A 25,072-nucleotide genomic window follows, 5' to 3' on the forward strand; every position below is an offset into this window, starting at 1 on the left:
TCGTCTTTTTTATTTCTAAAAAATTTTTTATAAAAAACATCCGATTTCACCTTCTCCCAAGGCTACCTATTAGGAGGTAGTAATCATGAACGATGAAATCAAAGAAAAAATCATCCTCTTAAGAAAGGATGGACTAGGCTATAAAAAAATAGCAAAAGAACTAGGCGTCAATCTAAACTCAGTTAAATCATTTTGTAGAAACCAAAGGAATAAAAAGAGCAAGCTAGAAATCATCAACTGCAAATACTGTAAAGAAATCATTAATACCAAAGGGAAAAGAGGAAATGTCAAGTTTTGCTCTAAGGCTTGTAAAACAAAATGGTGGAATGCCAATAAGAAAAAGCTAAATAGAAAAACGGCTATCGCAAAGACTTGTGCCAATTGTAATAAAGAGTTTTTTAGCTATAAAAACGAAAAAAGAAAATACTGCACTCATGCCTGCTATATCGAGCATAGATTTAGAGGTTGCAGTAATGGATAAAGAAAAGCAAAATGAAATGATGTATCAAGTTGCCATATCCTTTTATCAAAAACTACTAGATGATGGCGTAATAAGTAAGAGTGAATTTAAGAATATCAGAGGTATTTTGCTTGAAAAATATAAGCCTTATATAAGCGAGTTATCAGCAGATTTAACTTGATAAATAAGCCTTTTAGAGTGATATATGTATGTAAAGAAAGGAGGGTAAATGATGAAAGAAATAATACAAATAAAGCCTAAAAAGGACATCATCAAAGACAAGAAAAAAGTATGTGCTTATGCCCGTGTTTCTATGGATACAAGTGCTCTAAGGCATTCATTATCAATGCAAGTTAGCTACTACAATAAATTCATTCAAGCAAATCCAAGCTGGGAGTTTAAGGGCGTATTTGCAGACCTTGGAATATCTGGAACATCCATAAAGAAAAGAACTGAATTTAACAAAATGCTAGCTGAATGCGATAAAGGAAATATCGATATTATCCTAACTAAATCTATCCAGCGTTTTGCAAGAAACACAGTCGACCTATTAGAAACCGTTAGAGAGTTAAAAGCAAAAGGGATAGAAGTAAGGTTTGAAAAAGAAAATATTAACTCCATGAGTAGTGATGGAGAGCTTATGCTATCAATTCTTGCTTCCTTTGCACAAGAAGAATCAAAGTCCATATCAGATAACGTCAAATGGGGCATAAAAAAGAGAATTGAAAAAGGCATGGTAAATGCTGGTGGTAAGTTTCAGATATTTGGATATAGATGGATAGGTGAAACCTTAACTCCCTATGAACCAGAAGCTAGCATTGTAAAAAAGATGTATGAACTCTATGCAAAAGGCGATATGAGTTTTAGAGAAGTTGCCAAAGAGATAAATAAGCTAGGCGTTAAAAGCATTAAAAATAATGAGTTTTGCTGGGCAAGCATAAAATGCATTCTCACAAATCCTACCTATACAGGGAATATGGTCTTTAAAAAGGAATATATAACTGAAATCGGAAATAAGAAGATGAGGAAAAACTACGGCGAAGTAGAAAGATACCGAGTTGAAAATAGTCATGAAGGTATCATCACGCAGGAGCTTTTTGATAAAGTCCAAGAAATAAAAGAAAAGCGTTCTAGTCTGCATCTTGGTCCACCAATTAAAGATGAAAATAAGACAGAATTTAGTGGGAAGCTAAAATGCATGTGCTGTGGTTCGGATTTTGTAGGGTGCAGGGTATCGGTAAAAAGAGGTAGAGGTCTTTACTGGAAATGTTATAGAAAAGATAAAAAAAGGTTCAAAGATGAAGTGCCATGTAATACCGCAATGATGAGCGACCTAAAAATTAAAAGAGCGATAGCAGAAGCTCTAAACCTAAAAGAATATACCACTGACTATTTTAATAAGAATATAGAAGTAATCGAATTTTATAACAAAAAAGACATGGTCATAAGACTTAAAAACGGAGAAGAAGTTAAAGGTAAATACAAAAAGAAAGGAGGAAAATAGTGCAAAAAAGAGTAACGACAATACCTGCAACCATAAGTAAATTTAACAAAAAGCCGATAAGCGAAATCAAGAAAAGAAAGGTTGCAGGCTACGCAAGAGTAAGTACCGATAAAGATGAACAGCAATCAAGCTACGACGCACAACTTGACTATTACACTAACTACATCAAAAGTAGAGATGACTGGGAGTTTGTAAAGGTCTATACAGATGAAGGAATAAGCGGAACAAATACCAAAAAGCGTGCAGGCTTTAACAAAATGATAAAAGACGCAATGAATGGCAAGATTGACCTCATTGTTACTAAATCAGTATCAAGGTTTGCTCGTAATACAGTAGATTCCCTTACAACAGTTAGAAAACTAAAAGAAAAAGGAATCGAGATTTACTTTGAAAAAGAAAACATCTGGACACTTGATTCTAAAGGAGAACTACTCATCACTATCATGAGTTCTCTTGCCCAAGAAGAAAGTAGATCTATATCAGAAAATGTGAAATGGGGTAAAAGAAAAGGCTTCTCTGATGGGAAAGTCACTGTCGCCTATAAAAACCTTCTAGGATACAAAAAAGGAGAAAATGGAGAACTAGCAATAGATGAAGAGCAAGCAAAAGTCGTAAGAAAGATATATGCACTTTTCTTAAAAGGATACTCAGAAAGAGCAATCGCAAAAAAGCTAGAGGAAGAAGGAATTAAAACGGTCTACGGCAAAAGCAAATGGTATTCAAATATTATCCATAGCGTTTTGACAAACGAAAAATATAAGGGTGATGCCTTACTTCAAAAATATTACACAGTAGATTTCCTCAGTAAAAAGCAACAACGAAACAACGGAGAAATCCAGCAATATTATGTGAAAAACAACCATGAAGCAATCATCAAGCCATCAACCTTTGATAGAGTTCAAAGAATGATAGAACAAAGAAAAAAGCTAAATATCAGAACTTCAAGAATTAGTATTTTTTCAAGTAGGCTTATATGTGGGAGCTGTCAGTCTTATTATGGACCAAAGGTATGGCACTCAAATGATAAATATAGGAGAACCATATGGCAATGTAACTGCAAGTTCGATAAAAAATGCAAAACGCCTCATCTAACAGAAGATGAGATAAAAGAGGTATTTATAAATGCAGCAAATCAGCTATTTGAAAATAAAGGTGAACTCATTAAAACGCATAAGGAGATAACGAAAGAGCTATTTAAGACTGACGTCTTAGAAGAAAAACAAGCAAAACTAGAAAACGAGATAAGCATAATCTCTGAACTAATAAATGAAGAGATAGGTAAAAACTCAAGGTTTGCACAAGATCAAGAAGAATACGAAAGAAAATATAACGACCTAGTAAAAAGGTTTGAAACCGCCAAAGCAAAACTTGATGATGTAGTTGAAAAGATAATAGATAAAAACAGTAAGTACGACTTGATAAACGAGTTCATTGAAAAGTTAGAAGGACAAGATATCATCACAGAATTTAATGAAGACCTATGGTGCAGCCTAGTAGAAAGCCTAACCATCCATTCAAAAAAGGAAATCTTGGTCGTCTTTCAAGATGGCACGAAAATCAAGACAGAACTTTAAAAACGCTAAAAGCCTTGCATTTCAAGGCTTTTTTGTATAATAGTCTCTATAATTAAAGTTTCAGAATATATCCATTAGTTTATTTGTATCAATTATATAATGGCAATCAATCCACCGTATTTTGCGGATCAACCAACAAGTGAAAAAAATCCGAATCCATATTTAGCAATTGCTCGCCATGAAATCAAAGTGAACTTAGCGCAAATTATTGAAATGAGTAGTGCTTTATTGAAACGTGGCGGAAAATTAGCTATGATTCACCGACCAGAACGGTTAATTGAAATTTTTGCTGAAATGGAGAAAAATCATTTAGTACCTAAAAGAGTGCAATTAGTCTATCCAAAAGCTGATAAAGAAGCTAATATGGTGTTAGTAGAAGCGATTCGTGATGGTAATCCGGGTGGAACGCGCTTTTTACCACCATTAACGGTGTATCAAGCAAATGGAGAATATACTAAAGAGGTGCATACAATTATTTATGGAGAATGATAAGAAATATTATTTTTATGTTTTATTATGTGCCGATAAGACTTTTTACGGTGGTTTTACGACAGATTTAGAAAAACGCTTAGCCACGCATAATCAAGGCAAAGGTGCGAAATATACGCGCATTAAAAGTAAACGCCCCGTGAAGATGATTTATTCAGAAGAATTTACTACTAAATCAGAAGCTTTAAAAGCTGAATATGCTTTTAAACATCAAACACGTGCCAAAAAAGAAGCTTATTTACAAGAACATAATGTGAAATTTAATTAATTACAACTAAAGGAGTTAATACTGATGAAATTTATTGCTTTTGCAGTTCGTGAAGAAGAACAACCTTATTTTGCAAGTTGGTCACAAGCAACGGGGATTGAAGTTGAGTTACACAAAGACATTATCACTCCAGAAAACGTGGCGTTAATTCAAGGTTTTGATGCGGTGATTGGTTTACAAGCTGACCAATATCCCGATGAATTATTTGCACAAATGGAAGAATCAGGCATTAAAGTTTTGGCGATTCGTAATGTTGGGGTGGATAATATTCACTTAGATGTTGCTAAGAAACATCACGTTACAATTACTAATGTGCCAGCCTATTCACCAAATGCAATTGCAGAATTTTCTATTACGCAACTTTTACAGTTGTTACGTCGGACGGCGGAATTTAATGCTCGGATGGAGCGCGATGATTATCGCTGGACACCATTAATCGGGAAAGAAATTCGAAGTTTAACAATCGGTGTGATTGGAACTGGACGAATTGGTCAAGTAGCGATTGATATTTATCGCGGTTTTGGTGCGAAAGTGATTGCTTATGATCCATATCAAAATCCAACTTTAGCTCAACAAGGGATTTATGTATCCGATTTAGCCGATTTATATCAGCAAGCTGATGTGATTACTTTGCATTTACCAGCTACTCCAGAAAATTATCATATGTTAAATGAAAAAACTTTTGCGCAAATGAAAGATGGTGTGTATATTATCAATACTGCACGAGGGAGTTTGATTGATACACAAGCCTTAGTAGATGCGGTTAAAAAAGGTAAAGTCGCTGGGGCAGCTTTAGATACGTATGAAAATGAGTTACAAATTTTTAATTATGATTTAGGCCAAACTGGGGTGCAAGATCCATTATTTGTTGAAATGAAAGCTATGCCGCAAATCATTATGACACCACATATTGCCTTTTATACAGAAACTGCGGTTGAGAATATGGTTAAAATTGCGTTAGCAAGTGCTTTATCTGTGATTGAAACAGGGACAGCGGAAACTTTAGTTTTAAACTAAGCTAAAAGTGATTGCAATTTTATTCAGAATCCAGTATAATCATTGAAGTGTTAAAAATTAACACTAATTCACACTTTGCAAGATGATTAAAAGGGTGCTCGGGAGAGTCTTTTGTCAGATGACTGCAAAGGAGGAAAATAAAAAACTATTTATCGGAGGTATATTGTAATGGCAGTTATTACCATGAAACAATTACTAGAAGCTGGTGTACATTTCGGACACCAAACACGTCGTTGGAACCCTAAGATGAAGCCTTATATCTTTACAGAACGTAATGGCATTTATATCATTGACTTACAAAAAACAGTTAAGTTAATTGATAAAGCATATGATTTTGTTAAAGATGCTGCTTCAAATGATGGAGTTGTTCTTTTTGTTGGTACAAAGAAACAAGCACAAGATGCTATCGCTGAAGAAGCAAAACGTGCTGGTCAATACTACATTAACCATCGTTGGTTAGGTGGTACTTTAACTAACTGGAACACAATTCAAAAACGTATCAAACGTTTGAAAGACATCAAAGCAATGGCTGAAGATGGTACTTTTGAAGTATTACCTAAAAAAGAAGTTGCTATTTTAATCAAAGAACGTGACCGTCTTGAAAAATTCCTTGGTGGGATTGAAGACATGCCACGTATCCCAGATGTAATGTTCATCGTTGATCCTCGTAAAGAACGTATTGCTGTTAAGGAAGCTCAAAAATTGAACATTCCTATCGTAGCAATGGTTGATACAAACGCTGATCCTGATGAAGTTGATGTAATCATCCCATCAAATGATGATGCTATTCGTGCTGTTCGTTTAATCACAGCTAAAATGGCAGATGCAGTTATCGAAGGTCGTCAAGGCGAAGATAACGAAATCGTTGAAGAAACATTCAATGATGTTGTTGAAGTAGTTGAATCAATCGAAGATATCGTTGAAGTTGTAGAAGGCAACAACGATACAGATGCTGAATAGTTAATTACTTAGGCTGTCTCAAAAGTTAGGCATTATATATGGCCTTAGTTTTGGGGCAGCTTTTTCAATTAAAAAATAAATTATATTTAAAAGGAGACATGTTTACCATGGCAAAAATTGCTGCAAAACAAGTTAAAGAATTGCGTGACAAAACAGGTGTCGGTATGATGGAAGCTAAAAAAGCTTTAGTAGCCGTAGAAGGCGACATCGAAAAAGCTATCGATTTCTTACGTGAAAAAGGAATGGCTAAAGCTGCTAAGAAGAGCGATCGTATCGCTGCTGAAGGTTTAGCTGACGTTGAAGTAGTAGGTAACACTGCTGCTATCGTTGAAGTTAACGCTGAAACAGACTTCGTTGCACAAAACGATCAATTCAAAGCTTTAGTAAAACGTACTGCTAAATTAATTGCTGAAAACAAACCAGCAACTGTTGAAGAAGCATTAGAAATCAAAACAGAAAACGGTACATTAAACGAAGAATATATCGAAGCAACACAAGTTATCGGTGAAAAGATTACTTTACGTCGTTTCGAAATCGTTGAAAAAACAGATGACGAAGTATTTGGTGCATACTTACACATGGGTGGTAAGATTGCAACACTTGCTTTACTTGAAGGTTCAGATGCTGCCGTAGCTAAAGATGTAGCAATGCACGTTGCTGCTATCAACCCTAAATATGTTAACCGCGAACAAGTTCCTGCTGAAGAAGTAGAACGTGAAAAAGCAGTTTTAACAGAAGAAGCTAAAAACGAAGGCAAACCAGCTAACATCATCGAAAAAATGGTTATCGGTCGTATGGGTAAATTCTATGCACAAATCGTTTTAGATGATCAAGATTTCATCAAAGATCCAGATATGACAGTTGGTAAATATGTTGCATCTAAAGATTGCAAAGTTAAATCATTCGTTCGCTATGAAGTTGGCGAAGGTATGCAAAAACGCGAAGAAAACTTCGCTGAAGAAGTTGCAGCTCAAATGAAAGGCTAAGACTTTTTCTTGAAAAAAGTCTCTACAAAAGTAATTTTGCGGAGGCTTTTTTTGTTTGGGGTGAGATTTGAATTCCATTAAAAACCAGAAATAGCTATCGACTTTATTAAACTGAAACTATATAATTGTATGTAATAGGGTTGAAAAAAATTAAAGGGGATTAAATCATGCAAGAATTAGTAATTATTAAAAATAATAAAGAAACACAAGAAGCTAGTGAATTTTTGAAAAATGGAGCAGTTTATAATGTTTTACTTGATAAATTACCAACAGGTAAATTAATCGTAACTGAATCTGTTTCATTAGAACGTGATCCTAACGTTAAAGGAACAATTTATAAGAGTGTTTATAACGATAACCGTAAAGGTGTTTTCAGTGTTTCTGAAGGTACAAACAATGAATTAGGTTTTGAAAAAGAAGACTTAGAAAAAATCATTAGTAAAGTTGTTTTAGATTCTGAAGAAAACAAAGTTGAATTAAAAGAAATTAAATAAGAATCGATCGAAGAAGGCTTGCTTTTGAAGCGAGTCTTTTTTCGTATCGCCAGGAAAAAGTTGTTAATTGACAATTAAAAAGCGAATGTTGTATAGTTTTAGGCAGCTTTAGAGGGCGTAAAAATGATGTGTGGGGTGAAAAGATGCACGTTAAAGAAAAAGATTATCAGTTTTTAAAGCCGATTGGTGCTTGGTTTACAATGTTAATACCAATTGTGATTGGTTATTATACAAATAATTTTGATATTCAATCCTTAGGGGTCTTAGGAGCTTTTTCTTTTCATATTTTTCAAATTGATAAAAGTGTTATTTATAATTTAGAAATGGTGGCATTACATGGGATTGCGCTCGTGATAGCTTTTTATGCGGGGATCAATAGTTCCTATAATGTTTGGATTATTCCGTTTGTAATTTTAATCTTTGCGTTTATATTACACTTAGTTACGAGTATTTATGATATACCACGGCCAAAATACTTTTTCGTGATGGTTTTTTATATTATTGGGACGAATTTTAAAACCGATAGTTGGATAGAAGCGCTGAACTTAAGTAAATACCTCTTAGTCGGTATTTTTAGCGCGTTATTGATGGCTTTCTTAGTTTGTTTGGTTCGTGGGTTCCCTAATTATAAAAAGGGTCAGAACCGGTTTAAATTGCGTTTAGCGGAATGTTATCGTTGTACTATTCAAGATGAACCACGGACAATTTTACGGGCGATTCACTTTTCGGAAATTTTATTCATTTCAGCATATTTATCAATTTTATTAAAATCAGAACATGGTTATTGGATTTTGATTTCTTCCGCAGCTGTTTTATCTGGTGAAAATGTTATGCGTATTAAAGAGCGTTCGTTTGATCGGATTCTCGGAAGTGTTGTGGGTGCTATTTTAGGTTCAATTCTTTTACGGGTGCCAATGAGTATCTTAGGTAAGACAATTGTCTTAAGTGTGTTGTTTGCTTTAGTAATTTATTTTTCTAAAAAGAATTATATGATTGCGAACTTTTTTGCGACACCACAAGCTTATATGTTAACGAGTTTAACAGCGAAGTTTCAATATCATGATTTAGGCCGGTATCGTTTAGTTGATACGGTCGTTGGGTCTTTAATTGCTTTAATTTTAGTGGCAATTATGGAATATGGTTTAGCGGTTGCTGAACGGAAAAAGCAGTAAAATTATTTAAAGGGGTATATTATGCAAGTTATACAATCAGTTAGTAATCCAAAAGTTAAAAATTGGAAAAAATTAAATACGAAAAAAGGTCGTAAAACACAAGAAAAATATTTATTAGATGGTTGGCATTTAGTTAAAGAAGCGTTAAAAGCTAATGTTGAAGTTTTGGAAATTATGTTTACACCTGATTATCAAGATTATGAAGAATTATATCAATTACAAAATGTTGAATTATATGAAATTACAGAACAAATTGCTAAAAATTTAAGTGCAACACCAAGTCCACAAGGGATTTTTGCGACTATTAAAACAACGCCTGCAACTACACAAATTCCCACAGAATTAACCGGTGCCTGGTTGTTATTAGATGGTGTACAAGATCCTGGCAATATTGGTACGATGGTACGCACAGCTGATGCGGCTGGTTTTACGGGCGTTGTCTTTGGGACTGGTTCAGCCGATATTTATCAAGCAAAAGTATTACGTTCAATGCAAGGGAGTCACTTTCATTTAGAAGTTCGTTCAGGTGAATTAATGCCTTGGATTGCGCAATTCAAAAAACAAGGTGATCCAGTTTATGGTTCAGAGTTGAATCCAGAAGCTGTTTCATATCAAGCAGTCCCACAAGCAGAACAATTTGCCTTGATTATGGGTAATGAAGGCAATGGAATGCAAGCACAACATTTAGCTGAAACAACGAAGAATTTATATATTCCAATTCAAGGTGAAGCAGAATCATTAAATGTGGCTGTGGCAGCGGGAATTTTAATGTTTACTTTGAAAAAGTAAAGAAAAGTTTAAATTCATTTAAAAAAGACTTTTTTTAAGCCGAAAAGGTTACAAATGCGTTTAAAAGGAGTATGATTAGACCAAGTTAAAAAACGGACGGTCAAAAAAAGCGAGGGAACTAAATCAATGAGAAGAAACCAATGGTCAAATGATTCAGAATATATGAGTTATGTTGGTGAATTACTTGCAACACAAGAAGTACAAAAATTAGATAATTATATTCAACATCATTATGCAACACGTTTAGAACATTGCATCACAGTTTCTTATGTTAGTTATCGAATTGCGAAAAGATTTCATTTAAACGCACGTTCTGTAGCACGTGCTGGTCTTTTACATGATTTATTTTATTATGATTGGCGAACAACGAAATTCGACCGCGGTACACACGCTTGGATTCATCCACGAATTTCAGTTCGAAATGCTGAAAAAATTACTAAATTAAGTAAATTAGAAAAAGATATTATTATCAAACATATGTGGGGTGCAACATTATGCCCACCAAAATATGCAGAAGGTTATATTGTAACTTTAGTTGATAAATATGCAGCCGTAACAGAATATTGTGGCCACTTAAAAGAAAAATTTACTACATTTTGGAATAAAACATTTAAAACAGCACGTTAAAGACTTAAAGATCAGGATAATAACTGATCTTTTTTCTTTTGGATGGAAAAGTTAGTAATGGTTTGAAAAAAAGATAATTAGTGTAAAATTAAAGTGTTACATTTGAAATTATATTTAAACTAATTTCAAATCGATGTAAGGGGAAATTGAGATATTCGAGGTGAAGAAAAATGCCAGATAGTCGTTCATTTTGTATGTGTCCTAAGTTTGAAAAAACATTTAGTATCTTAGGTAAAAAATGGAATGGTCTTATTATTGATGTATTATTAACTGAAGGCCAACAACGCTTCAAAGAGTTAGCTGCTAAAGTTGACAAATGTAGTGATCGTGTTTTAGTTGAACGTTTAAAAGAACTTGAAGTTGAAGGTCTTGTTCAAAAAGTGGCCGTACCTGATAGTTGTCGTGTTGAATATGCTTTAACAGAACAAGGTGCTGATTTAGCAGATATTATGACAGCCATTCATGATTGGTCTGAAAAATGGTACGCTGAGTGCCATAACTAAGAATTTTTAAACAGCAATTATTCAATTATATATTTCATTAAGTTTTGTAAAAAGGCATTTAACGAGGTTTGTTGAGTGTCTTTTTTGCTGGGAACCACTTTTGCACTCTGGGTCAAAATATGTTAAAATATGAAATAATAATTAAAAACGCAGACGGAAAAAAGTAGATTATTAAAAGTTACAGGGAGGAACGACGAGATTGAGAACGTTCTAACTAGAGATAATTGAAATTCACTTCTTGAGTTGTCGCTGGGATTTATGATTATCATAATGAATAGTGGACCGGTCAGTATGATCGTTAACAAACTTAGAGTGTTATTTAGTGTACATCACTAAATAAAATTAGGGTGGTACCGCGATGCCTCGTCCCTTTTTAAGGGATGGGGCATTTTTTGCGTTTTAATAAAGAAAGGAAGGATTCTATGAGTCTTAAAGAACAACTTACAGAATTAAAAGAACAAGGTTTAACTCAAATTGCCGAAGTTCAAGATCTGAAAGCACTTAATGATATCCGTGTTAACTTTTTAGGTAAGAAAGGTCCAATTACCGAAGTTTTACGTGGTATGCGTAACGTAGAACCAGCAGAACGTCCAATTATTGGGAGTTTCGCTAATGTTATTCGTGATGAATTAACAGCTGCGATTGCCGCAAAGAAAGAAGAATTAGAAAAAGCAGCTTTAGCACAACAATTAGCTGCGGAAACAATTGATATTACATTACCGGGGGTACCAGTTAAATCTGGACAACCACATATCATTGCGCAAGTTATTGATCAAATTGAAAAATTATTCTTAAGCATGGGATTCCAAGTTGTTGATGGACCTGAAGTTGAAGAAGATCACTATAACTTTGAAATGTTAAACTTGCCAAAAGATCACCCAGCTCGTGATATGCAAGATACATTTTACATTACAAAACAATTATTAATGAGAACACAAACATCTCCAGTTCAAGCACGGACAATGGAAAAACATGATTTTTCAAAAGGTCCTTTGAAGATGATTTCTCCAGGGAAAGTTTATCGTCGTGATAGCGATGATGCAACTCACTCCCACCAATTCCACCAAGTTGAAGGTTTAGTTATTGATAAACATATTACAATGGCTGACTTGAAAGGTACTTTGGAATTAGTAGCGAAGACGGTCTTTGGTGAAGAACGTGAAATTCGTTTACGCCCAAGTTACTTCCCATTTACAGAACCATCATGTGAAGTTGATGTTTCTTGTTTCAAATGTAGTGGGAAAGGTTGTTCCGTATGTAAACAAACAGGTTGGATTGAAGTTTTAGGTGCTGGTATGGTGCATCCAAACGTCTTACGTCTTGTAGGCGTAGATCCAGAAGTTTACGGAGGATTTGCCTTTGGTTTAGGACCTGATCGTTTTGCGATGTTGAAATATGGTGTCGATGATATCCGTAATTTCTACTTGAACGATTTACGTGTCTTACAACAATTTTCTCAGAAAGGATAATTAAAATATGAAAGTTTCAACAAAATGGTTAAATGAATATGTTTCAGTAAATGACATTGAACCACAAGTCCTTGCTGAAAAAATCGAAAGAACAGCTGTCGAAATCGATGCAGCTGGCCGTCGTGAAGATGGCATGAAAAAAATCGTTGTTGGTCATACTTTAAGTGTAGTGGATCATCCTGATTCAGATCACTTGCATATTTGCCAAGTTGATGTTGGTGAAGCAGAACCATTCCAAATTGTGTGTGGTGCTCCTAACGTGGCGGCAGATCAAAAAGTTATTGTGGCGTTACCTAACTCCCGCATTGCTGACAACATTAAAATTAAAAAAGGTAAAATGCGTGGTGTCGTATCACAAGGTATGATCTGCGGTTTACAAGAAATCGGATTCCCAGATAGCGTAGTTCCAAAAGAATTCGCTGATGGTATTTATGTTTTACCGGAAGATGCAGTTGCTGGCGAACCAGTCTTTGGCTACTTAGGAATGGATGAATTAGTTTTAGAATTAGATTTAACTCCAAATCGTGCTGATTTAATGAGTATGCGTGGCGTTGCTCATGAAATTGCTGCCATCTATGGTCGTGAAGTTAAATTAACACATCCTGAATTAAAAGATATGAGTGATGAAAAAATTGCTGATTTCGTTGATGTTACAGCTGACGAAACATTAGCACCAACATATTTAATGCGTGCTATTAAAGATGTTAAAATTGCCCCAAGTCCAATGTGGTTACAAAACCGCTTATGGAATGCAGGTATTCGTCCAGTAAACAATGTGGTTGACGTTACAAACTATATCTTATTAGATTATGGTCAACCATTACATGCCTTTGACTACGCAAAATTAGCAGGTAAAGAAATTTTCGTTCGTTTAGCTCAAGAAGGTGAAAAATTAATTACACTTGATGGTGAAGAACGTGAATTAGAACCAACAGATATGGTTATTGCAGACGCTAATGGTCCAATCGCTTTAGCTGGTGTGATGGGCGGACAAAGTACAGAAGTTGATGATCAAACAACAACTATCTTATTAGAAGCTGCTGTTTTCAATTCCAGTTTAGTTCGTAAAACTGCTCGCCGTGAAGTCTTACACAGTGAATCTTCAGCTCGTTTTGAAAGAGGTATTAATATTGCAACTGTTAAAGAAGCAATCGATGCCGCTGCTGCTTTAATTGCTGAATTAAGTGGTGGTCAAGTTGTGGCTGAAATGGCACAAGCTACTTTCAAAGAACCAGAAGATACAATTGTTAAAGTAACTTTAAAACGCATTAATGATGTTTTAGGAACAGATTTTGATGCAGCTACTGTTGAAAAAATCTTTATTGACTTAGGCTTTGGTGTGGTACAAACAGATGGTGAATTCACTGTGACAGTTCCACCTCGTCGTTGGGATATCAAGATTGCCGCTGATTTATTAGAAGAAGTGGCTCGTCTCTATGGTTATGATAATTTACCAACAACATTACCAGTTGCTGAAATGACACCAGGACACTATACAGACTTACAAATGATGGTACGTTCTGCCCGTGAATTATTAGAAGCTGCTGGTTTATCACAAGCTATTTCATATTCTTTAGTTAGTGCAGAAAAAGCACAACGTTTCTTGATGGAACCAACCGAAACAACTGAATTAGTCTTCCCAATGACTTCTGAAAGAACAACATTACGTTCAAACTTAATCAGTGGTTTATTAGATGATTTAGCTTATAATACAGCGCGCAAAGTTGAAAACATTGCGATGTATGAACAAGGTAAAGTCTTTTACAAAAAAGCTGGCGAAGATCGTCCACGTGAAGTAGAACATGTGGCTGGTGCGATGACTGGTTTATTTAAAGCTGAAAACTGGCATGATGCAAAACAACCAGTTGATTTCTATATTGCTAAAGGTGTTGTAGAACATTTATTAAGCAAATTAGGTTTAGAAAAGGGCATTTCATTTAAAGCTAGTCAAGCTTATCCAGAAATGCACCCGGGTCGTACAGCTGATATCTTCTTAGGTGAAGAATATATTGGTTTCATTGGTGAAATTCATCCAAACATTGCGCAAGAATATCGTTTACAAAGAACATATGTCTTTGAACTTGATTTAGAAAAGATGGTTGCAGTTAAACCTAAACAAGAACAATATGTTCCTGTTTCTAAATTCCCAGAAGTTAAACGTGATATTGCGTTATTAGTTGCTGAAGATGTAACTAATGCTGATCTTGTTGATTGTATTAAAGCTAATGGTGGTGCTTACTTAGCTGACGTTGAAATCTTTGACGTTTATGCTGGTGATAAGATTGCTGATGGCTTCAAATCATTAGCTTACAAGTTAGTCTTTAGAAATGCGCAAGCAACACTTGTTGATGAAGATATCAATAAAGCAGTTGAAAAAGTTATTAAAAACTTACAAGAAAAATTTGCCGCAGAAGTTCGTTAAGAATTAAAAAGCATAAAAACCTCAGAAATTAATGTTTCTGAGGTTTTTTTATTGGAGTTAAATAAATTATTAAACTACAATCAGATGCAAGCTTTTAGTTTTTTTAGTATAATGACATGAGGTATTGAATAAATAAGAGGAGGACTCATTTTTTGGAAAAAGAAAATAAGTCAGGGCAAAAGAAAATTCTTACAATTATTATCGGAATTATTGTTTTAGCTGGTGTAATTTTAGGAGTTGGGTATGGCTTTTTAAAAGTACAACAAAAACCATTGAATCCTAATTCAAAAAAAGAAATTGAAATTAATGTTCCATATAATAGTTCAAGTCAAGAAATTGGCAATTTACTCGTTGATAAAAAAATTATTAAAAATGAATTTGCTTTTAAAGTATATTTAAAAACACATCATATTAATGAGTTAAAAGCAGGTTATTATATGTTTTCACCAGCGATGGATTTAGTTACAATTACACAAAAACTAACTAAAGGTGGCTCACCACATTCTTTAATTGGTAAGAAGATTGTTGTGTATGAAGGATCGTCTATTCTTCAGGTTGCGAAAGAAATTGAAGTTAAAACGAAATATACATCACAAGAATTCTTAAATGCTGTGCAAGATGAACATTTAATTAATGAATTAGCACAAAAATATCCGCAATTATTAGGTTCTGCGATGCAAGCGACAAATGTGCGTTATCGTTTAGAAGGGTATTTATTCCCGGCAACATATCATTTCTATCGTAAAGAAACATTACAAGAATTGATTAAAGAAATGGTTGCGAAAACTAATACTGAATTAAAACCTTATTATGCTGAAATTGCTAAACAAGGCTGGAAAGTGCAAGATTTAATGGCGTTAGCTTCTATTGTGCAATATGAAGGTGGATCTCATAAAGATGATGCACGTAAAATTGCCGGCGTTTTCTTAAATAGAGTGGAAATTGGGATGCCATTACAATCAGATGTTACTGTCCATTATGCGCTTAATAAACCGCAAGATCAGTTAAGTTATGCCGATTTAAAAGTCGATTCACCATATAACTTATATATTCATCGTGGATATGGTCCAGGACCAATTGATAATCCAGGCTTAAAAGCAATTAAAGCGGTGTTGAACCCAATGGATCGTGATAAGAAATATATTTATTTCATCGCTAATATTAAGACGGGTAAAGTATATTACTCAAAAACATTTGCTCAACATCAAGAATTAACTCAAAAATTATCAAAATATAACGATTAATTAAACAAAAACAAGCAATTTTTTAAAAGAGTTGCTTGTTTTTTTAGGTTAAATAAATTTAAAAAAGGTGTAAGGCTATTGATATTAAGGGCTATTGTTGCTAGAATAAATTAGATATCATATTGTGAAAAATTCAGAATATATAAGGAGCAATTTTTAATGTCAGAAAATAACGCAAAACGTCGTCCAATTATTATTGGAGTTACAGGTGGATCTGGTAGTGGTAAAACAACAGTTAGCCGCGCAATGTTTGAAGCTTTAGATGGCCATTCATTATTAATGGTAGAAGAGGATTCCTACTACAAGAACCAAGATCATTTACCAATGGAAGAACGAGTTAAAGCTAACTACGATCATCCAGATGCTTTTGATACAGATTTATTAATTGAACAATTACAAGATTTATTAGAATGGAAAACAATCGAAAAACCAGTTTATGATTATGTAGAACATACACGTAGTCAACAAGTTGTTTTAGAAGAACCAAGAGAAGTTATCATTGTTGAAGGGATCTTAGTTTTAAATGACCCACGTGTGCGTGATTTAATGGATATTAAGATTTTCGTTGATACAGATGATGATATTCGTTTGCTTCGTCGTATCCAACGTGATATGGAAGAACGTGGTCGCTCATTGGAATCTGTTATTACACAATACACATCAACAGTTAAACCAATGTATCACCAATTTATCGAACCAACAAAACGCTATGCTGATATTATTGTTCCAGAAGGCGGCGAAAACCAAGTTGCGATTGATATTTTAGTAACTAAAGTTCGTGACATTATCCGTAATAACCAAGAATTTACAAACGAAGATTAATCTGATAAAAACAGTCTTGAGTTAAGAGCTCAGGCTGTTTTTAAACATTTAAATTATGCTATAATTACTTTTGTGATTATATATATAAGGAGACTTAAACATGGATCAAGAACAAACATTTCCAATGACATTAGAAGGTAAAGCTAACCTTGAAGCTGAATTAGAAGAATTACGTACAACGAAGAGAACAGAAGTTATTGAACGTATCAAAATTGCGCGTTCTTTTGGTGATTTATCTGAAAACTCTGAATATGAATCAGCTAAAAATGAACAAGCTTTCGTTGAAGGTCGAATTAAAGAAATCGAAAACATTTTACACCACGTAGAAATTATTGATAGTGATAGTGTTGCTAGTGATGAAATCGCTGTTGGTCGGACAGTAACATTTGTTGAATTACCTGACGAAGAACCAGAAACATATACAATCGTTGGTGCAACAGAAGCTGATCCATTCTCTGGTAAAATTTCTAACGATTCTCCAATTGCAGTTGGTTTATTAGGCCACAAATTAGGTGAAGAAGTTACAATTGATACACCAGGTGGATCAATGCAAGTTAAAATTACAGAAGTTAAATAATTAATTTTGAACTAGTCTGATACAGGCTAGTTTTTTTATTGCATATAAAAAACCGCTACACAAAAGCTGTGTAGCGGTTTTTGTTTGCTTTTACATTTTAAAAAGAAGATAAGCACTTCCGATACTCGTTAATAAACTAACCACACAAATGATTAGGCTGACACCAGGGAGTCCGATTTTAAAGCGGAAATTCCGGATGCTGAGATAGAGAAGTAATAATGTTGTGATGAGTAAAAGTAAGTAAAACGTTTTTAAATTAGCGAAAAAAAGTAGGGTAAAACTTGCGATAATTAATAAAATATTCCGTAAGTTTTTATACCATAATAAATCGCCGAATAAAGTTGTTTTATACGAGAAATTGCGATTTTTAGGCATTTTATTATATTTTAAGATGATCAATAATAACCAGATGCCATAAAGGGCAATTCCGATAATACTCAACATAGACTAATCCTCACTTTTTAGTTTTTAGCAAATAATGATGTTAATTTTTCCATAAAGTCAGCAACAAAGCGATCTTTATCAACTTGAACAGCTGCTTTTGTATGCAAGGCAGGGACATTGACACGTGTTTCGTCACCGATTGTCCGACCAGCAAATGGAGCTTGTGTATCAACTTTCATGTTAAGTTCAATTGTTTCTACTAAACGAGGTTGAACTGCAGCTGCAACAGCTAATGGATCGTGTAAAGCACAACCACCAAGGTGAGGGCTTGTTACTTTGTAAGCGTCGATATAGTAATCTGTTAAATCAGCATATGCTTTACCAGCAACTGTATCTAAGTTACGCCATTGTTGTGTTTCTGTAGTTGTTAATAAAGTTCTTGTTGTAACATCTAAACCGATCATTGTTAAGTTAAGGTTGCTACGGAAAACTTCATTAGCAGCTTCTGGATCTTGGCTAATATTAGCTTCTGTGACAGGTGAAACGTTACCAGGAACTGTTAAAGCACCACCCATAAGTGTTACATTACCGATTAATTCAACGATTTCTGGGTCTTTTTTAATCGCAGCAGCTAAGTTTGTTAACGGACCTGTTGGCACGATAATTAAATCTTGACCATATTCGTGAGCAGCTTCAATGAAGAAATCAACACCAGATGTTGCTTCTGCTTTACGGTTAGCTTTTTTAATTTCAACTTCACCGACACCATTTTGACCGTGGATTTGTGCACTAATTGGAAGTACAGCAAAACTATCAGTTGTAGATGAATGAGGTAAACCTGGGAAAACAGGAACTTCAGGATGTCCTAACATTTCTAAAAGGTTTAAACTATTTTGGACACCGTCTTCCATTAAAACGTTCCCGTAAGAACCAACGATACCAATTAAATCACATTCAGGTGTTGCAAGTGCGTAAGCGATTGCTAAAGCGTCATCAATACCTGTGTCAAGGTCCAAGATCATTTTGTACTTGGCCATGAAATCAACTCCTTAATAATTAAATATTTTAATGTATAAGATTTACAACCCTATTCTACCACCATTTTCTAAAAAATGTAACGGCTTTCTTGAAAATAACTAGTGATTTCCATTGCTTAGCTTGACCTGCATCATGTAAAATTGTTTTTAAATAGAAGATTATCGGAGTGAACGAAATGGAATGGACAGAATTAGTCGTTGTAACAACGAATGAAGCAGTAGAAGCTGTTTCTAATATTTTAATGGAACATGGGGCACAAGGTGTTCAGATTAAAGATGAAACAGCAGATGTTGAAATTTTAACTTATTTCCCTGCTGATTTTGCCGTACAAGCTGAAGTCCCAGCAATGCAACAAGAAATTCAAAATTTAACCCAATTTGGTTTAGCTATTGGAAAAGGGCAAATTTTATTAAAAGAAAATCAAGCAGATACATGGACGGATGTTTGGGAAAAATATTATCAACCAATTCGGATTAGTCGTTATTTGACGATTGTCCCAAGTTGGGAAGAATATCAACCAGCACAACCTGATGAAAAAGTGCTTTATTTAAATCCGCAACGTTCTTTTGGAACGGGGCAGCATTTAACAACACAATTAAGTTTACACGCTTTAGAAATGACTTTACGTGGTGGAGAAAGCATGCTTGATGTCGGAACTGGTTCAGGAGTGTTAAGTATTGCAGCTGCTAAATTAGGTGCAAAGACGATTGCAGCTTATGATATTGATGCAAAAGCAATTCAAGCAGCCCAAGAAAATGTTGTTTTAAACCAAGTTCAAGATCAAATCACTTTAGGGGTTAACGATTTATTAAATGGTATTACTGCCCAAGTAGATGTGATTGTGGCTAATATTTTACCGGAATTTTTAGTGCCATTAATTCCCCAAACAACTACTCGTTTAAATCAAGGTGGGAAATTGATTTTATCAGGTATTATTAATGAGAAAAAAGATCAAATTGTTTCCGTATTAAATGAAAATAATTATCAAGTTTTAGAATTATTACGTGCAGGTGACTGGTATGGGATTGTCGCTGAATTAGCACAGGAGGATTAAACAATGCAACGATATTTTAGTGATGAGCAGACTTTGCAATTAAAGCAAACAATTACTTTACCAGCTGATTTATATAAACACGCGATTACGGTGATGCGCATGCGGGAAGGTTCAGAATTTGAATTAGTGACGCAAGATCAACAAGTTAATATTATGACTTTAACAGCTGTAACGAAAAAATCTGCCCAAGCCCAAGTAACAGAAATTTTCACGCATCAAGTCGAACTACCAGTCGAAGTGACAATTGCTTGTGGTTTACCTAAAAGCGATAAAAAAACAGATTTGATTGTTGAAAAAGGTACGGAATTAGGTGCCACTCATTTTATCTTTTTTACAAGTGATTATTCGCAAGGTAAATGGGATGAGAAAAAACAAATTAAAAAATTAGAACGACTCAATAAAAAAGCTTTAAGTGCAGCGGAACAATCGCATCGCGTAGTTGTTCCCGATGTTAAATATGTAAAAAAATTAGCGGATTTAGATGTATCAGCGTATCAAGCCCGTGTGGTAGCTTATGAAGAATCAGCCAAAGCCGGTGAAGTTAGCAATTTAGTGCAAGTGTTAAGTCATTTACAAGGAAAACAAACGCCACCACAACAAATGATTGCTTTGTTTGGTCCAGAAGGTGGGATTTCACCACAAGAAATCAGTACCTTAGAAGCGAATGATTTTACTTTATGTGGTTTAGGACCAAGAATTATGCGGGCTGAAACAGCACCATTAGCTTTCTTAGCGACAACGATGTATGCTTTAGAATTAGCACAACAAACACCAAAAGATTAAATTCAAGAAGTTTAAAAAACTGATAAATAACGTGTAACTACTAGGGTAAAAGGGTTATTATTTATTGACTAAATCCCAGAAAATGCGTTAAAATAAGGATATTAAACTTAAAGAGTGAGGGAATTCATGCAAAGTAGTAAATCAATTATTATCTTAAGAACATTATGGTATATCGCCTTTGCCGCAACATTTTCTTTTATCCTACCAATTGTTTGTACAATGATTGGTTTAGATGAAATCAAGACAATGGCAATCGTTTTAGTATCCGCTAATGCTATTTATGCGGTTGTATCAGGATTAGTCGCTGGAAAATTAGATCATTCAGGTTTATATCTATTAATTTTCCCAATTTTGTATGCACTTGGGGCGCATTTCTTCTTTGAAAAATATGCCTTATTCTTAGTAGTAGCATATCTTATTTTCACATACTTAGCTTACGGAATAGCGAAAAAATAACAATTTAAAGATAATACTTTTATAGAACAAAAAGATTGAAGCACGTTTGCATATGATAATTTACATCAGCATACGTGCTTTTATTATATACATATTACAACTAGTCGAGGAGAATTGCTTATGAATAAAAAAACAATCTGGAGTGCCGAAGATGTCATTAATATGGTAAGTGAATATATGAACGAAGAACATGTGGCACTTGTTCAAAAAGCTTACGATTTTGCTTATTACGTTCATAAAGAACAATTCCGTCAATCTGGTGAAGCTTATATTATTCATCCGATTCAAGTTGCCGGAATTTTAGCTGATTTAAAAATGGATCCTGCTACCGTCTGTGCTGGATTTTTACATGATGTAGTGGAAGATACCCCCGTGACATTAGGTGATATCGGCGAATTATTCGGCGAAGATGTTATGGTAATCGTGGATGGTGTAACTAAATTAAGTAAAATCCGTTATAAATCACATCAAGAACAATTAGCTGAAAACCACCGTAAATTATTATTAGCCATGTCCCAAGATTTACGCGTTATTATTGTTAAATTAGCCGATCGGGTGCACAATATGCGTACTTTAGGACATTTACGTCCGGATAAACAACGCCGGATTGCGAATGAAACTTTAGAAATTTATGCTCCTTTAGCTGATCGTTTAGGGATTAGTACGATTAAATGGGAATTAGAAGATACTTCTTTACGCTATTTAAACCCACAACAATATTACCGGATTGTTCATTTAATGAATTCAAAACGGACAGAACGGGTGCAATATATCGAAGAAGCTATTTCTGAAATTCAAAAATCAATTTCTGTTTTAAATTTAAAATGTGAAATTTATGGTCGACCTAAACATATTTATTCCATTTATCGGAAAATGCATGATCAACATAAACAATTCAATCAAATTTATGATTTGTTAGCGGTCCGGGTGATTGTTGATTCCATTAAAGATTGTTATGCCGTTTTAGGTGCGATTCATACGCGTTGGACACCAATGCCAGGTCGATTTAAAGATTATATTGCCATGCCAAAAGCTAACATGTATCAATCACTGCATACTACAGTGGTCGGTCCACAAGGGCAACCTTTCGAAGTTCAAATTCGAACTGAAGAAATGCATCGTGTTGCTGAATTCGGGATTGCCGCACACTGGGCTTATAAAGAAGGTGTGACAACTGGAGTAACGATTTCTGATACTGGTGAAAAATTAAACTTATTCAAAGAAATTATTGAATTACAAGATGAATCAACTGATGCCTCTGACTTTATGGATAGTGTTAAAGGTGATTTGTTTAGTGATCGTGTGTATGTCTTTACACCAAAAGGCGATGTTTTTGAATTGCCACAAGGCTCAGGTCCGTTAGATATGGCTTATTCTATTCATACGAAAATTGGTCATCATACAACAGGCGCAAAAGTTAATGGCAAAATTGTACCTTTAAACTATGAAATTGAAAATGGTGATATTGTTGAAATTTTAACAGCACCAAATTCTACCGGTCCAAGTCGTGATTGGTTAAAATTAGTCCGCACGAAAAAAGCGCGTAACAAGATTAAACGTTTCTTCAAACAACAAGATCGCGTGGAAAATATCGCTAAAGGGCATGATATGTTGTATAAAGCTTTAGTTGAAGGTGGTTATCCTGCTAAAGACTTGATGAAGCCCGATAAAATGGCGCCAATTTTTGAAAAATATAGTTTCAATGATAATGACGATTTATATGCGGCGCTTGGTTTTGGTGAAGTAACACCATTGAATATTATGAATATTTTAACGCAAGATATTCGAATTCAAGAACAAAAAGATCGTAATCTGCAAGTTGAAAAAGAACTCCTTGAAAGCGAAACAGGTTATGTGAAAGAAGTCGACAAAGAAAAGAAAGCCAAACAAAATGAAGGTGTCTTAATCGAAGGCATTGACAATATGTTAGTTCGTCTCAGTCATTGTTGTAATCCAATTCCGGGCGATGAAATTGTCGGTTATATTACAAAAGGACGTGGTGTTTCGATTCACCGTGTTGATTGTCCGAATGTGAAAAATGATACCGATCAACGTCTAGTGAAAGTTTCTTGGAACTTAATTCCAGATGAAAGAGTCTTTTATGATGCTGATTTACAAATTGAAGGTTACAATCGACCAGGTTTATTAAATGATGTTTTACAAGCAATTAATAATGCAACAAAACATTTGAATTACGTGAATGGTCGTATCGGTCATGAAAAAGTGGCTGTTTTCGATACTAAAGTCGGGATTCGTGATACACAACATTTACAATATGTAATTGATAGTATTAAACGTGTGCCTGATGTTTATGTAGTTAAACGAATGATCCATTAGGGAGGAGTTGTTAAGATGCGCGTTGTCTTACAAAAAGTTAAACAAGCAAGTGTCACAATTGAAGAAAAAGTTGTTGGAGAAATTCAAAAAGGATATCTGTTATTAGTTGGATTTACAGAAGGCGATACAAGTGAAGATATTGATTATCTCGTGCGAAAAATTAGCGGCTTACGTGTTTTTGAAGATCAAGCTGGTAAGATGAATTTAAGTTTAGCTCAAGTTGAGGGAGAAATTTTATCAATTTCTCAATTTACTTTGTATGCTGATACGCGAAAAGGGAATCGTCCAAGTTTCGTGAAAGCTCAAAATCCAGCACAAGCAACTTTAAATTACGATGAATTTAATCAAAAACTCGCAGCTCAAGGTTTTACGGTTGAAACGGGTGAATTCGGTGCGCATATGGAAGTAGCGTTAGTGAATGATGGTCCGGTGACAATTGTTTTTGATACTAACGATAAATAAGAAATGAGGAACGGCAGATGGAACTCATTTCTTTAGAACCAGCAGCACGACAATTTTGTCAAAGTCGCTTGCGAACTTTTATTCCGACGACGATTGGGATCCAAGCCGCACGGGAAAGTCTTGCTTTAGCGCAACGAGAACCAGTCTTTCGCCATTCTGTGCAAATTATGACGGAAACATTATTCGATGAAATTAATCAAGTTGAAATTCCGGTAAAAATCTTATATCCAAGTGATTGTAAAGAGGGTGAAAAATTACCCGTGTTATTTTATATTCATGGTGGTCAGTTTTTAACTGGTGATTTTCAAATTTATGATAAATTCATCCGTGAATTGTGTGAAAGATCACGTGTGGCGTTAGTTTTTCCTGAGTATAGTTTAGCACCGGAATATCAAGCACCGGTGCAGCAACAACAAATCAAACAAGTTTTTGATCAGTTACCCAATTTAGCGAACAAATATCAATTTGATTTAAAAAGAATTGTTTTGTCAGCTGATGATGTTGGGGGTGCTTTTGCTTTAACTTTAGTTCAGCAATTAACATCAAAACAACAAACCTCAATTTATAAGATGGTTTTATTTTGTCCCGTAGTGAATGCGAATTTTGATACGGATTCGTATTATATGTTTGCAGGAGGATACGGCTTAACGCGCGAACAAATGAAGTTCGCTTGGAGTCAATATCAAGGCAGCTTGCACGCACGTAACAACCCAGAACTTTCACCGTTATTAATGTCAGCAGACCATTTTAAACAATTACCGGAAACGTTAATTATTACGGCTGAAGCTGATGTGGTGCGCAATGAAGGTGAAGCGTTAGCACGGAAAATGCGTGATAATGGTGTTGATGTGGCGCAAATTCGTTTTCAAGGAACCGTTCATGATTTTGTCATCTTAAATAGTTTAGATAAAACGAACGCTTGTCGTTTAGCGATGAATGTGGCGGTTGATTGGATTAAAATTAATCTACAACCTAAAAAATCAATTTAAAATATGAATTAACTCGTATAAAAAAGATGAAAAACTATCTTTTTATACGAGTTTTTTGTTTGCGGCAAGTTATGAAAAAGTCTAGCATCAAACTGCGAAAAACTATATAATATTAATCAACGAAAGAAGATTTTTTTAGAAGAATTTCTTTATAATAAGATAAAAATGAGTTATTGAACTCATTTAGGAGGA

The 25,072-nt window shown here is 34.6% G+C and carries 26 protein-coding genes and 1 other annotated feature; of the genes, 25 read left to right on the top strand and 1 reads right to left on the bottom strand.

The features are described from left to right. The first annotated feature begins 85 nt into the window (after positions 1–85). From G540_RS0104840 to greA, 19 genes are all read left to right on the top strand, one after another. Positions 86–481 (top strand): RNA polymerase sigma factor sigma-70 region 4 domain-containing protein, encoded by a 396-nt coding sequence (locus G540_RS0104840; RefSeq protein WP_027107151.1) that lies wholly within the window; start codon positions 86–88, stop codon positions 479–481. Continuing rightward, on the top strand, positions 474–641 hold the full coding sequence (locus G540_RS07415) for an SHOCT domain-containing protein (protein WP_155885136.1): 168 nt from the start codon (positions 474–476) through the stop codon (positions 639–641). The genes G540_RS0104840 and G540_RS07415 overlap by 8 nt, the downstream gene beginning before the upstream one ends. A gap of 51 nt (positions 642–692) precedes the next feature. Continuing rightward, positions 693–1,964: a recombinase family protein gene (locus tag G540_RS07095; RefSeq protein ID WP_051188968.1), complete on the top strand. Its 1,272-nt coding sequence runs from the start codon at positions 693–695 to the stop codon at positions 1,962–1,964. Continuing rightward, positions 1,964–3,538, top strand: coding sequence for a recombinase family protein (locus G540_RS0104855; RefSeq protein WP_027107152.1), 1,575 nt, complete (start codon positions 1,964–1,966; stop codon positions 3,536–3,538). Before G540_RS07095 ends, G540_RS0104855 begins: the two co-directional genes overlap by 1 nt. A gap of 99 nt (positions 3,539–3,637) precedes the next feature. Further along, complete coding sequence (locus tag G540_RS07100) at positions 3,638–4,027, top strand: tRNA1(Val) (adenine(37)-N6)-methyltransferase (protein ID WP_191975848.1); 390 nt, start codon at positions 3,638–3,640, stop codon at positions 4,025–4,027. Next, entirely contained in the window at positions 4,017–4,295 is a 279-nt protein-coding gene (locus G540_RS0104865; protein WP_027107153.1) for a GIY-YIG nuclease family protein, read from the top strand. Before G540_RS07100 ends, G540_RS0104865 begins: the two co-directional genes overlap by 11 nt. Before the next feature lie 24 nt (positions 4,296–4,319). Further along, positions 4,320–5,312, top strand: coding sequence for a D-2-hydroxyacid dehydrogenase (locus tag G540_RS0104870; RefSeq protein ID WP_027107154.1), 993 nt, complete (start codon positions 4,320–4,322; stop codon positions 5,310–5,312). Positions 5,313–5,480: 168 nt separating this feature from the next. Next, a complete protein-coding gene (rpsB, locus tag G540_RS0104875; RefSeq protein ID WP_027107155.1) occupies positions 5,481–6,272 on the top strand; it encodes a 30S ribosomal protein S2 in 792 nt (263 codons plus the stop codon). Positions 6,273–6,379: 107 nt separating this feature from the next. Next, positions 6,380–7,258: a translation elongation factor Ts gene (tsf, locus tag G540_RS0104880; RefSeq protein WP_027107156.1), complete on the top strand. Its 879-nt coding sequence runs from the start codon at positions 6,380–6,382 to the stop codon at positions 7,256–7,258. A gap of 167 nt (positions 7,259–7,425) precedes the next feature. Next, on the top strand, positions 7,426–7,752 hold the full coding sequence (locus G540_RS0104885) for a hypothetical protein (protein WP_027107157.1): 327 nt from the start codon (positions 7,426–7,428) through the stop codon (positions 7,750–7,752). A gap of 143 nt (positions 7,753–7,895) precedes the next feature. Then, positions 7,896–8,924 (top strand): FUSC family protein, encoded by a 1,029-nt coding sequence (locus G540_RS0104890; RefSeq protein ID WP_152973848.1) that lies wholly within the window; start codon positions 7,896–7,898, stop codon positions 8,922–8,924. A gap of 21 nt (positions 8,925–8,945) precedes the next feature. Further along, the gene (locus tag G540_RS0104895; RefSeq protein WP_027107159.1) at positions 8,946–9,713 is read left to right on the top strand and encodes a TrmH family RNA methyltransferase; all 768 of its coding nucleotides are present in this window, start codon (positions 8,946–8,948) and stop codon (positions 9,711–9,713) included. Positions 9,714–9,839: 126 nt separating this feature from the next. Beyond that, positions 9,840–10,340, top strand: coding sequence for an HD domain-containing protein (locus G540_RS0104900; protein ID WP_027107160.1), 501 nt, complete (start codon positions 9,840–9,842; stop codon positions 10,338–10,340). Positions 10,341–10,510: 170 nt separating this feature from the next. Continuing rightward, entirely contained in the window at positions 10,511–10,843 is a 333-nt protein-coding gene (locus G540_RS0104905) for a winged helix-turn-helix transcriptional regulator (protein ID WP_027107161.1), read from the top strand. Positions 10,844–10,984: 141 nt separating this feature from the next. Continuing rightward, positions 10,985–11,217, top strand: a binding site (T-box leader). 48 nt (positions 11,218–11,265) lie between these two features. Next, on the top strand, positions 11,266–12,312 hold the full coding sequence (gene pheS, locus G540_RS0104910; RefSeq protein WP_027107162.1) for a phenylalanine--tRNA ligase subunit alpha: 1,047 nt from the start codon (positions 11,266–11,268) through the stop codon (positions 12,310–12,312). Positions 12,313–12,319: 7 nt separating this feature from the next. Beyond that, positions 12,320–14,734, top strand: a complete 2,415-nt coding sequence (pheT, locus tag G540_RS0104915; protein WP_027107163.1) for a phenylalanine--tRNA ligase subunit beta — start codon at positions 12,320–12,322, stop codon at positions 14,732–14,734. Positions 14,735–14,886: 152 nt separating this feature from the next. Further along, a complete protein-coding gene (mltG, locus tag G540_RS0104920; RefSeq protein ID WP_027107164.1) occupies positions 14,887–15,978 on the top strand; it encodes an endolytic transglycosylase MltG in 1,092 nt (363 codons plus the stop codon). 159 nt (positions 15,979–16,137) lie between these two features. Further along, positions 16,138–16,800, top strand: coding sequence for a uridine kinase (gene udk, locus G540_RS0104925; RefSeq protein ID WP_027107165.1), 663 nt, complete (start codon positions 16,138–16,140; stop codon positions 16,798–16,800). Positions 16,801–16,900: 100 nt separating this feature from the next. Next, a complete protein-coding gene (greA, locus tag G540_RS0104930; RefSeq protein WP_027107166.1) occupies positions 16,901–17,377 on the top strand; it encodes a transcription elongation factor GreA in 477 nt (158 codons plus the stop codon). A 461-nt stretch (positions 17,378–17,838) separates the two neighbouring features. On the opposite strand, the gene G540_RS0104935 is transcribed toward greA, so the two are convergent. Further along, on the bottom strand, positions 17,839–18,798 hold the full coding sequence (locus G540_RS0104935) for a nucleoside hydrolase (RefSeq protein ID WP_027107167.1): 960 nt from the start codon (positions 18,796–18,798) through the stop codon (positions 17,839–17,841). A 176-nt stretch (positions 18,799–18,974) separates the two neighbouring features. Between G540_RS0104935 and prmA the strand changes: the two genes are divergently transcribed. The 6 genes from prmA (at position 18,975) to G540_RS0104965 (ending at position 24,880) form a co-directional block, all read left to right on the top strand. Further along, complete coding sequence (gene prmA / locus G540_RS0104940; RefSeq protein WP_027107168.1) at positions 18,975–19,853, top strand: 50S ribosomal protein L11 methyltransferase; 879 nt, start codon at positions 18,975–18,977, stop codon at positions 19,851–19,853. Between the two features lie 3 nt (positions 19,854–19,856). Then, positions 19,857–20,636: an RsmE family RNA methyltransferase gene (locus tag G540_RS0104945; RefSeq protein ID WP_027107169.1), complete on the top strand. Its 780-nt coding sequence runs from the start codon at positions 19,857–19,859 to the stop codon at positions 20,634–20,636. A 126-nt stretch (positions 20,637–20,762) separates the two neighbouring features. Beyond that, positions 20,763–21,092, top strand: a complete 330-nt coding sequence (locus tag G540_RS0104950; protein WP_035463615.1) for a hypothetical protein — start codon at positions 20,763–20,765, stop codon at positions 21,090–21,092. A 120-nt stretch (positions 21,093–21,212) separates the two neighbouring features. Further along, positions 21,213–23,429, top strand: a complete 2,217-nt coding sequence (locus G540_RS0104955) for a RelA/SpoT family protein (RefSeq protein ID WP_027107171.1) — start codon at positions 21,213–21,215, stop codon at positions 23,427–23,429. A gap of 15 nt (positions 23,430–23,444) precedes the next feature. Then, positions 23,445–23,891 carry a D-aminoacyl-tRNA deacylase gene (dtd, locus tag G540_RS0104960; RefSeq protein ID WP_027107172.1) on the top strand — a complete coding sequence of 149 codons (447 nt, stop codon included), beginning with the start codon at positions 23,445–23,447 and terminating at the stop codon, positions 23,889–23,891. 17 nt (positions 23,892–23,908) lie between these two features. After that, the gene (locus G540_RS0104965; protein WP_027107173.1) at positions 23,909–24,880 is read left to right on the top strand and encodes an alpha/beta hydrolase; all 972 of its coding nucleotides are present in this window, start codon (positions 23,909–23,911) and stop codon (positions 24,878–24,880) included. Positions 24,881–25,072 lie beyond the last annotated feature (192 nt).

It is taken from the genome of Ligilactobacillus ceti DSM 22408 (assembly GCF_000423245.1).
GTDB classification, from domain to species: Bacteria; Bacillota; Bacilli; order Lactobacillales; family Lactobacillaceae; genus Ligilactobacillus; species Ligilactobacillus ceti.

Coding starts and splice junctions, on each gene's coding strand:
- G540_RS0104840 (WP_027107151.1), top strand. CDS start 86: ATGAACGATGAAATCAAAGAAAAAATCATCCTCTTAAGAAAGGATGGA.
- G540_RS07415 (WP_155885136.1), top strand. CDS start 474: ATGGATAAAGAAAAGCAAAATGAAATGATGTATCAAGTTGCCATATCC.
- G540_RS07095 (WP_051188968.1), top strand. CDS start 693: ATGAAAGAAATAATACAAATAAAGCCTAAAAAGGACATCATCAAAGAC.
- G540_RS07100 (WP_191975848.1), top strand. CDS start 3,638: ATGGCAATCAATCCACCGTATTTTGCGGATCAACCAACAAGTGAAAAA.
- G540_RS0104865 (WP_027107153.1), top strand. CDS start 4,017: ATGGAGAATGATAAGAAATATTATTTTTATGTTTTATTATGTGCCGAT.
- G540_RS0104870 (WP_027107154.1), top strand. CDS start 4,320: ATGAAATTTATTGCTTTTGCAGTTCGTGAAGAAGAACAACCTTATTTT.
- rpsB (WP_027107155.1), top strand. CDS start 5,481: ATGGCAGTTATTACCATGAAACAATTACTAGAAGCTGGTGTACATTTC.
- tsf (WP_027107156.1), top strand. CDS start 6,380: ATGGCAAAAATTGCTGCAAAACAAGTTAAAGAATTGCGTGACAAAACA.
- G540_RS0104885 (WP_027107157.1), top strand. CDS start 7,426: ATGCAAGAATTAGTAATTATTAAAAATAATAAAGAAACACAAGAAGCT.
- G540_RS0104890 (WP_152973848.1), top strand. CDS start 7,896: ATGCACGTTAAAGAAAAAGATTATCAGTTTTTAAAGCCGATTGGTGCT.
- G540_RS0104895 (WP_027107159.1), top strand. CDS start 8,946: ATGCAAGTTATACAATCAGTTAGTAATCCAAAAGTTAAAAATTGGAAA.
- G540_RS0104900 (WP_027107160.1), top strand. CDS start 9,840: ATGAGAAGAAACCAATGGTCAAATGATTCAGAATATATGAGTTATGTT.
- G540_RS0104905 (WP_027107161.1), top strand. CDS start 10,511: ATGCCAGATAGTCGTTCATTTTGTATGTGTCCTAAGTTTGAAAAAACA.
- pheS (WP_027107162.1), top strand. CDS start 11,266: ATGAGTCTTAAAGAACAACTTACAGAATTAAAAGAACAAGGTTTAACT.
- pheT (WP_027107163.1), top strand. CDS start 12,320: ATGAAAGTTTCAACAAAATGGTTAAATGAATATGTTTCAGTAAATGAC.
- udk (WP_027107165.1), top strand. CDS start 16,138: ATGTCAGAAAATAACGCAAAACGTCGTCCAATTATTATTGGAGTTACA.
- greA (WP_027107166.1), top strand. CDS start 16,901: ATGGATCAAGAACAAACATTTCCAATGACATTAGAAGGTAAAGCTAAC.
- G540_RS0104935 (WP_027107167.1), bottom strand. CDS start 18,798: ATGGCCAAGTACAAAATGATCTTGGACCTTGACACAGGTATTGATGAC.
- prmA (WP_027107168.1), top strand. CDS start 18,975: ATGGAATGGACAGAATTAGTCGTTGTAACAACGAATGAAGCAGTAGAA.
- G540_RS0104945 (WP_027107169.1), top strand. CDS start 19,857: ATGCAACGATATTTTAGTGATGAGCAGACTTTGCAATTAAAGCAAACA.
- G540_RS0104950 (WP_035463615.1), top strand. CDS start 20,763: ATGCAAAGTAGTAAATCAATTATTATCTTAAGAACATTATGGTATATC.
- G540_RS0104955 (WP_027107171.1), top strand. CDS start 21,213: ATGAATAAAAAAACAATCTGGAGTGCCGAAGATGTCATTAATATGGTA.
- dtd (WP_027107172.1), top strand. CDS start 23,445: ATGCGCGTTGTCTTACAAAAAGTTAAACAAGCAAGTGTCACAATTGAA.
- G540_RS0104965 (WP_027107173.1), top strand. CDS start 23,909: ATGGAACTCATTTCTTTAGAACCAGCAGCACGACAATTTTGTCAAAGT.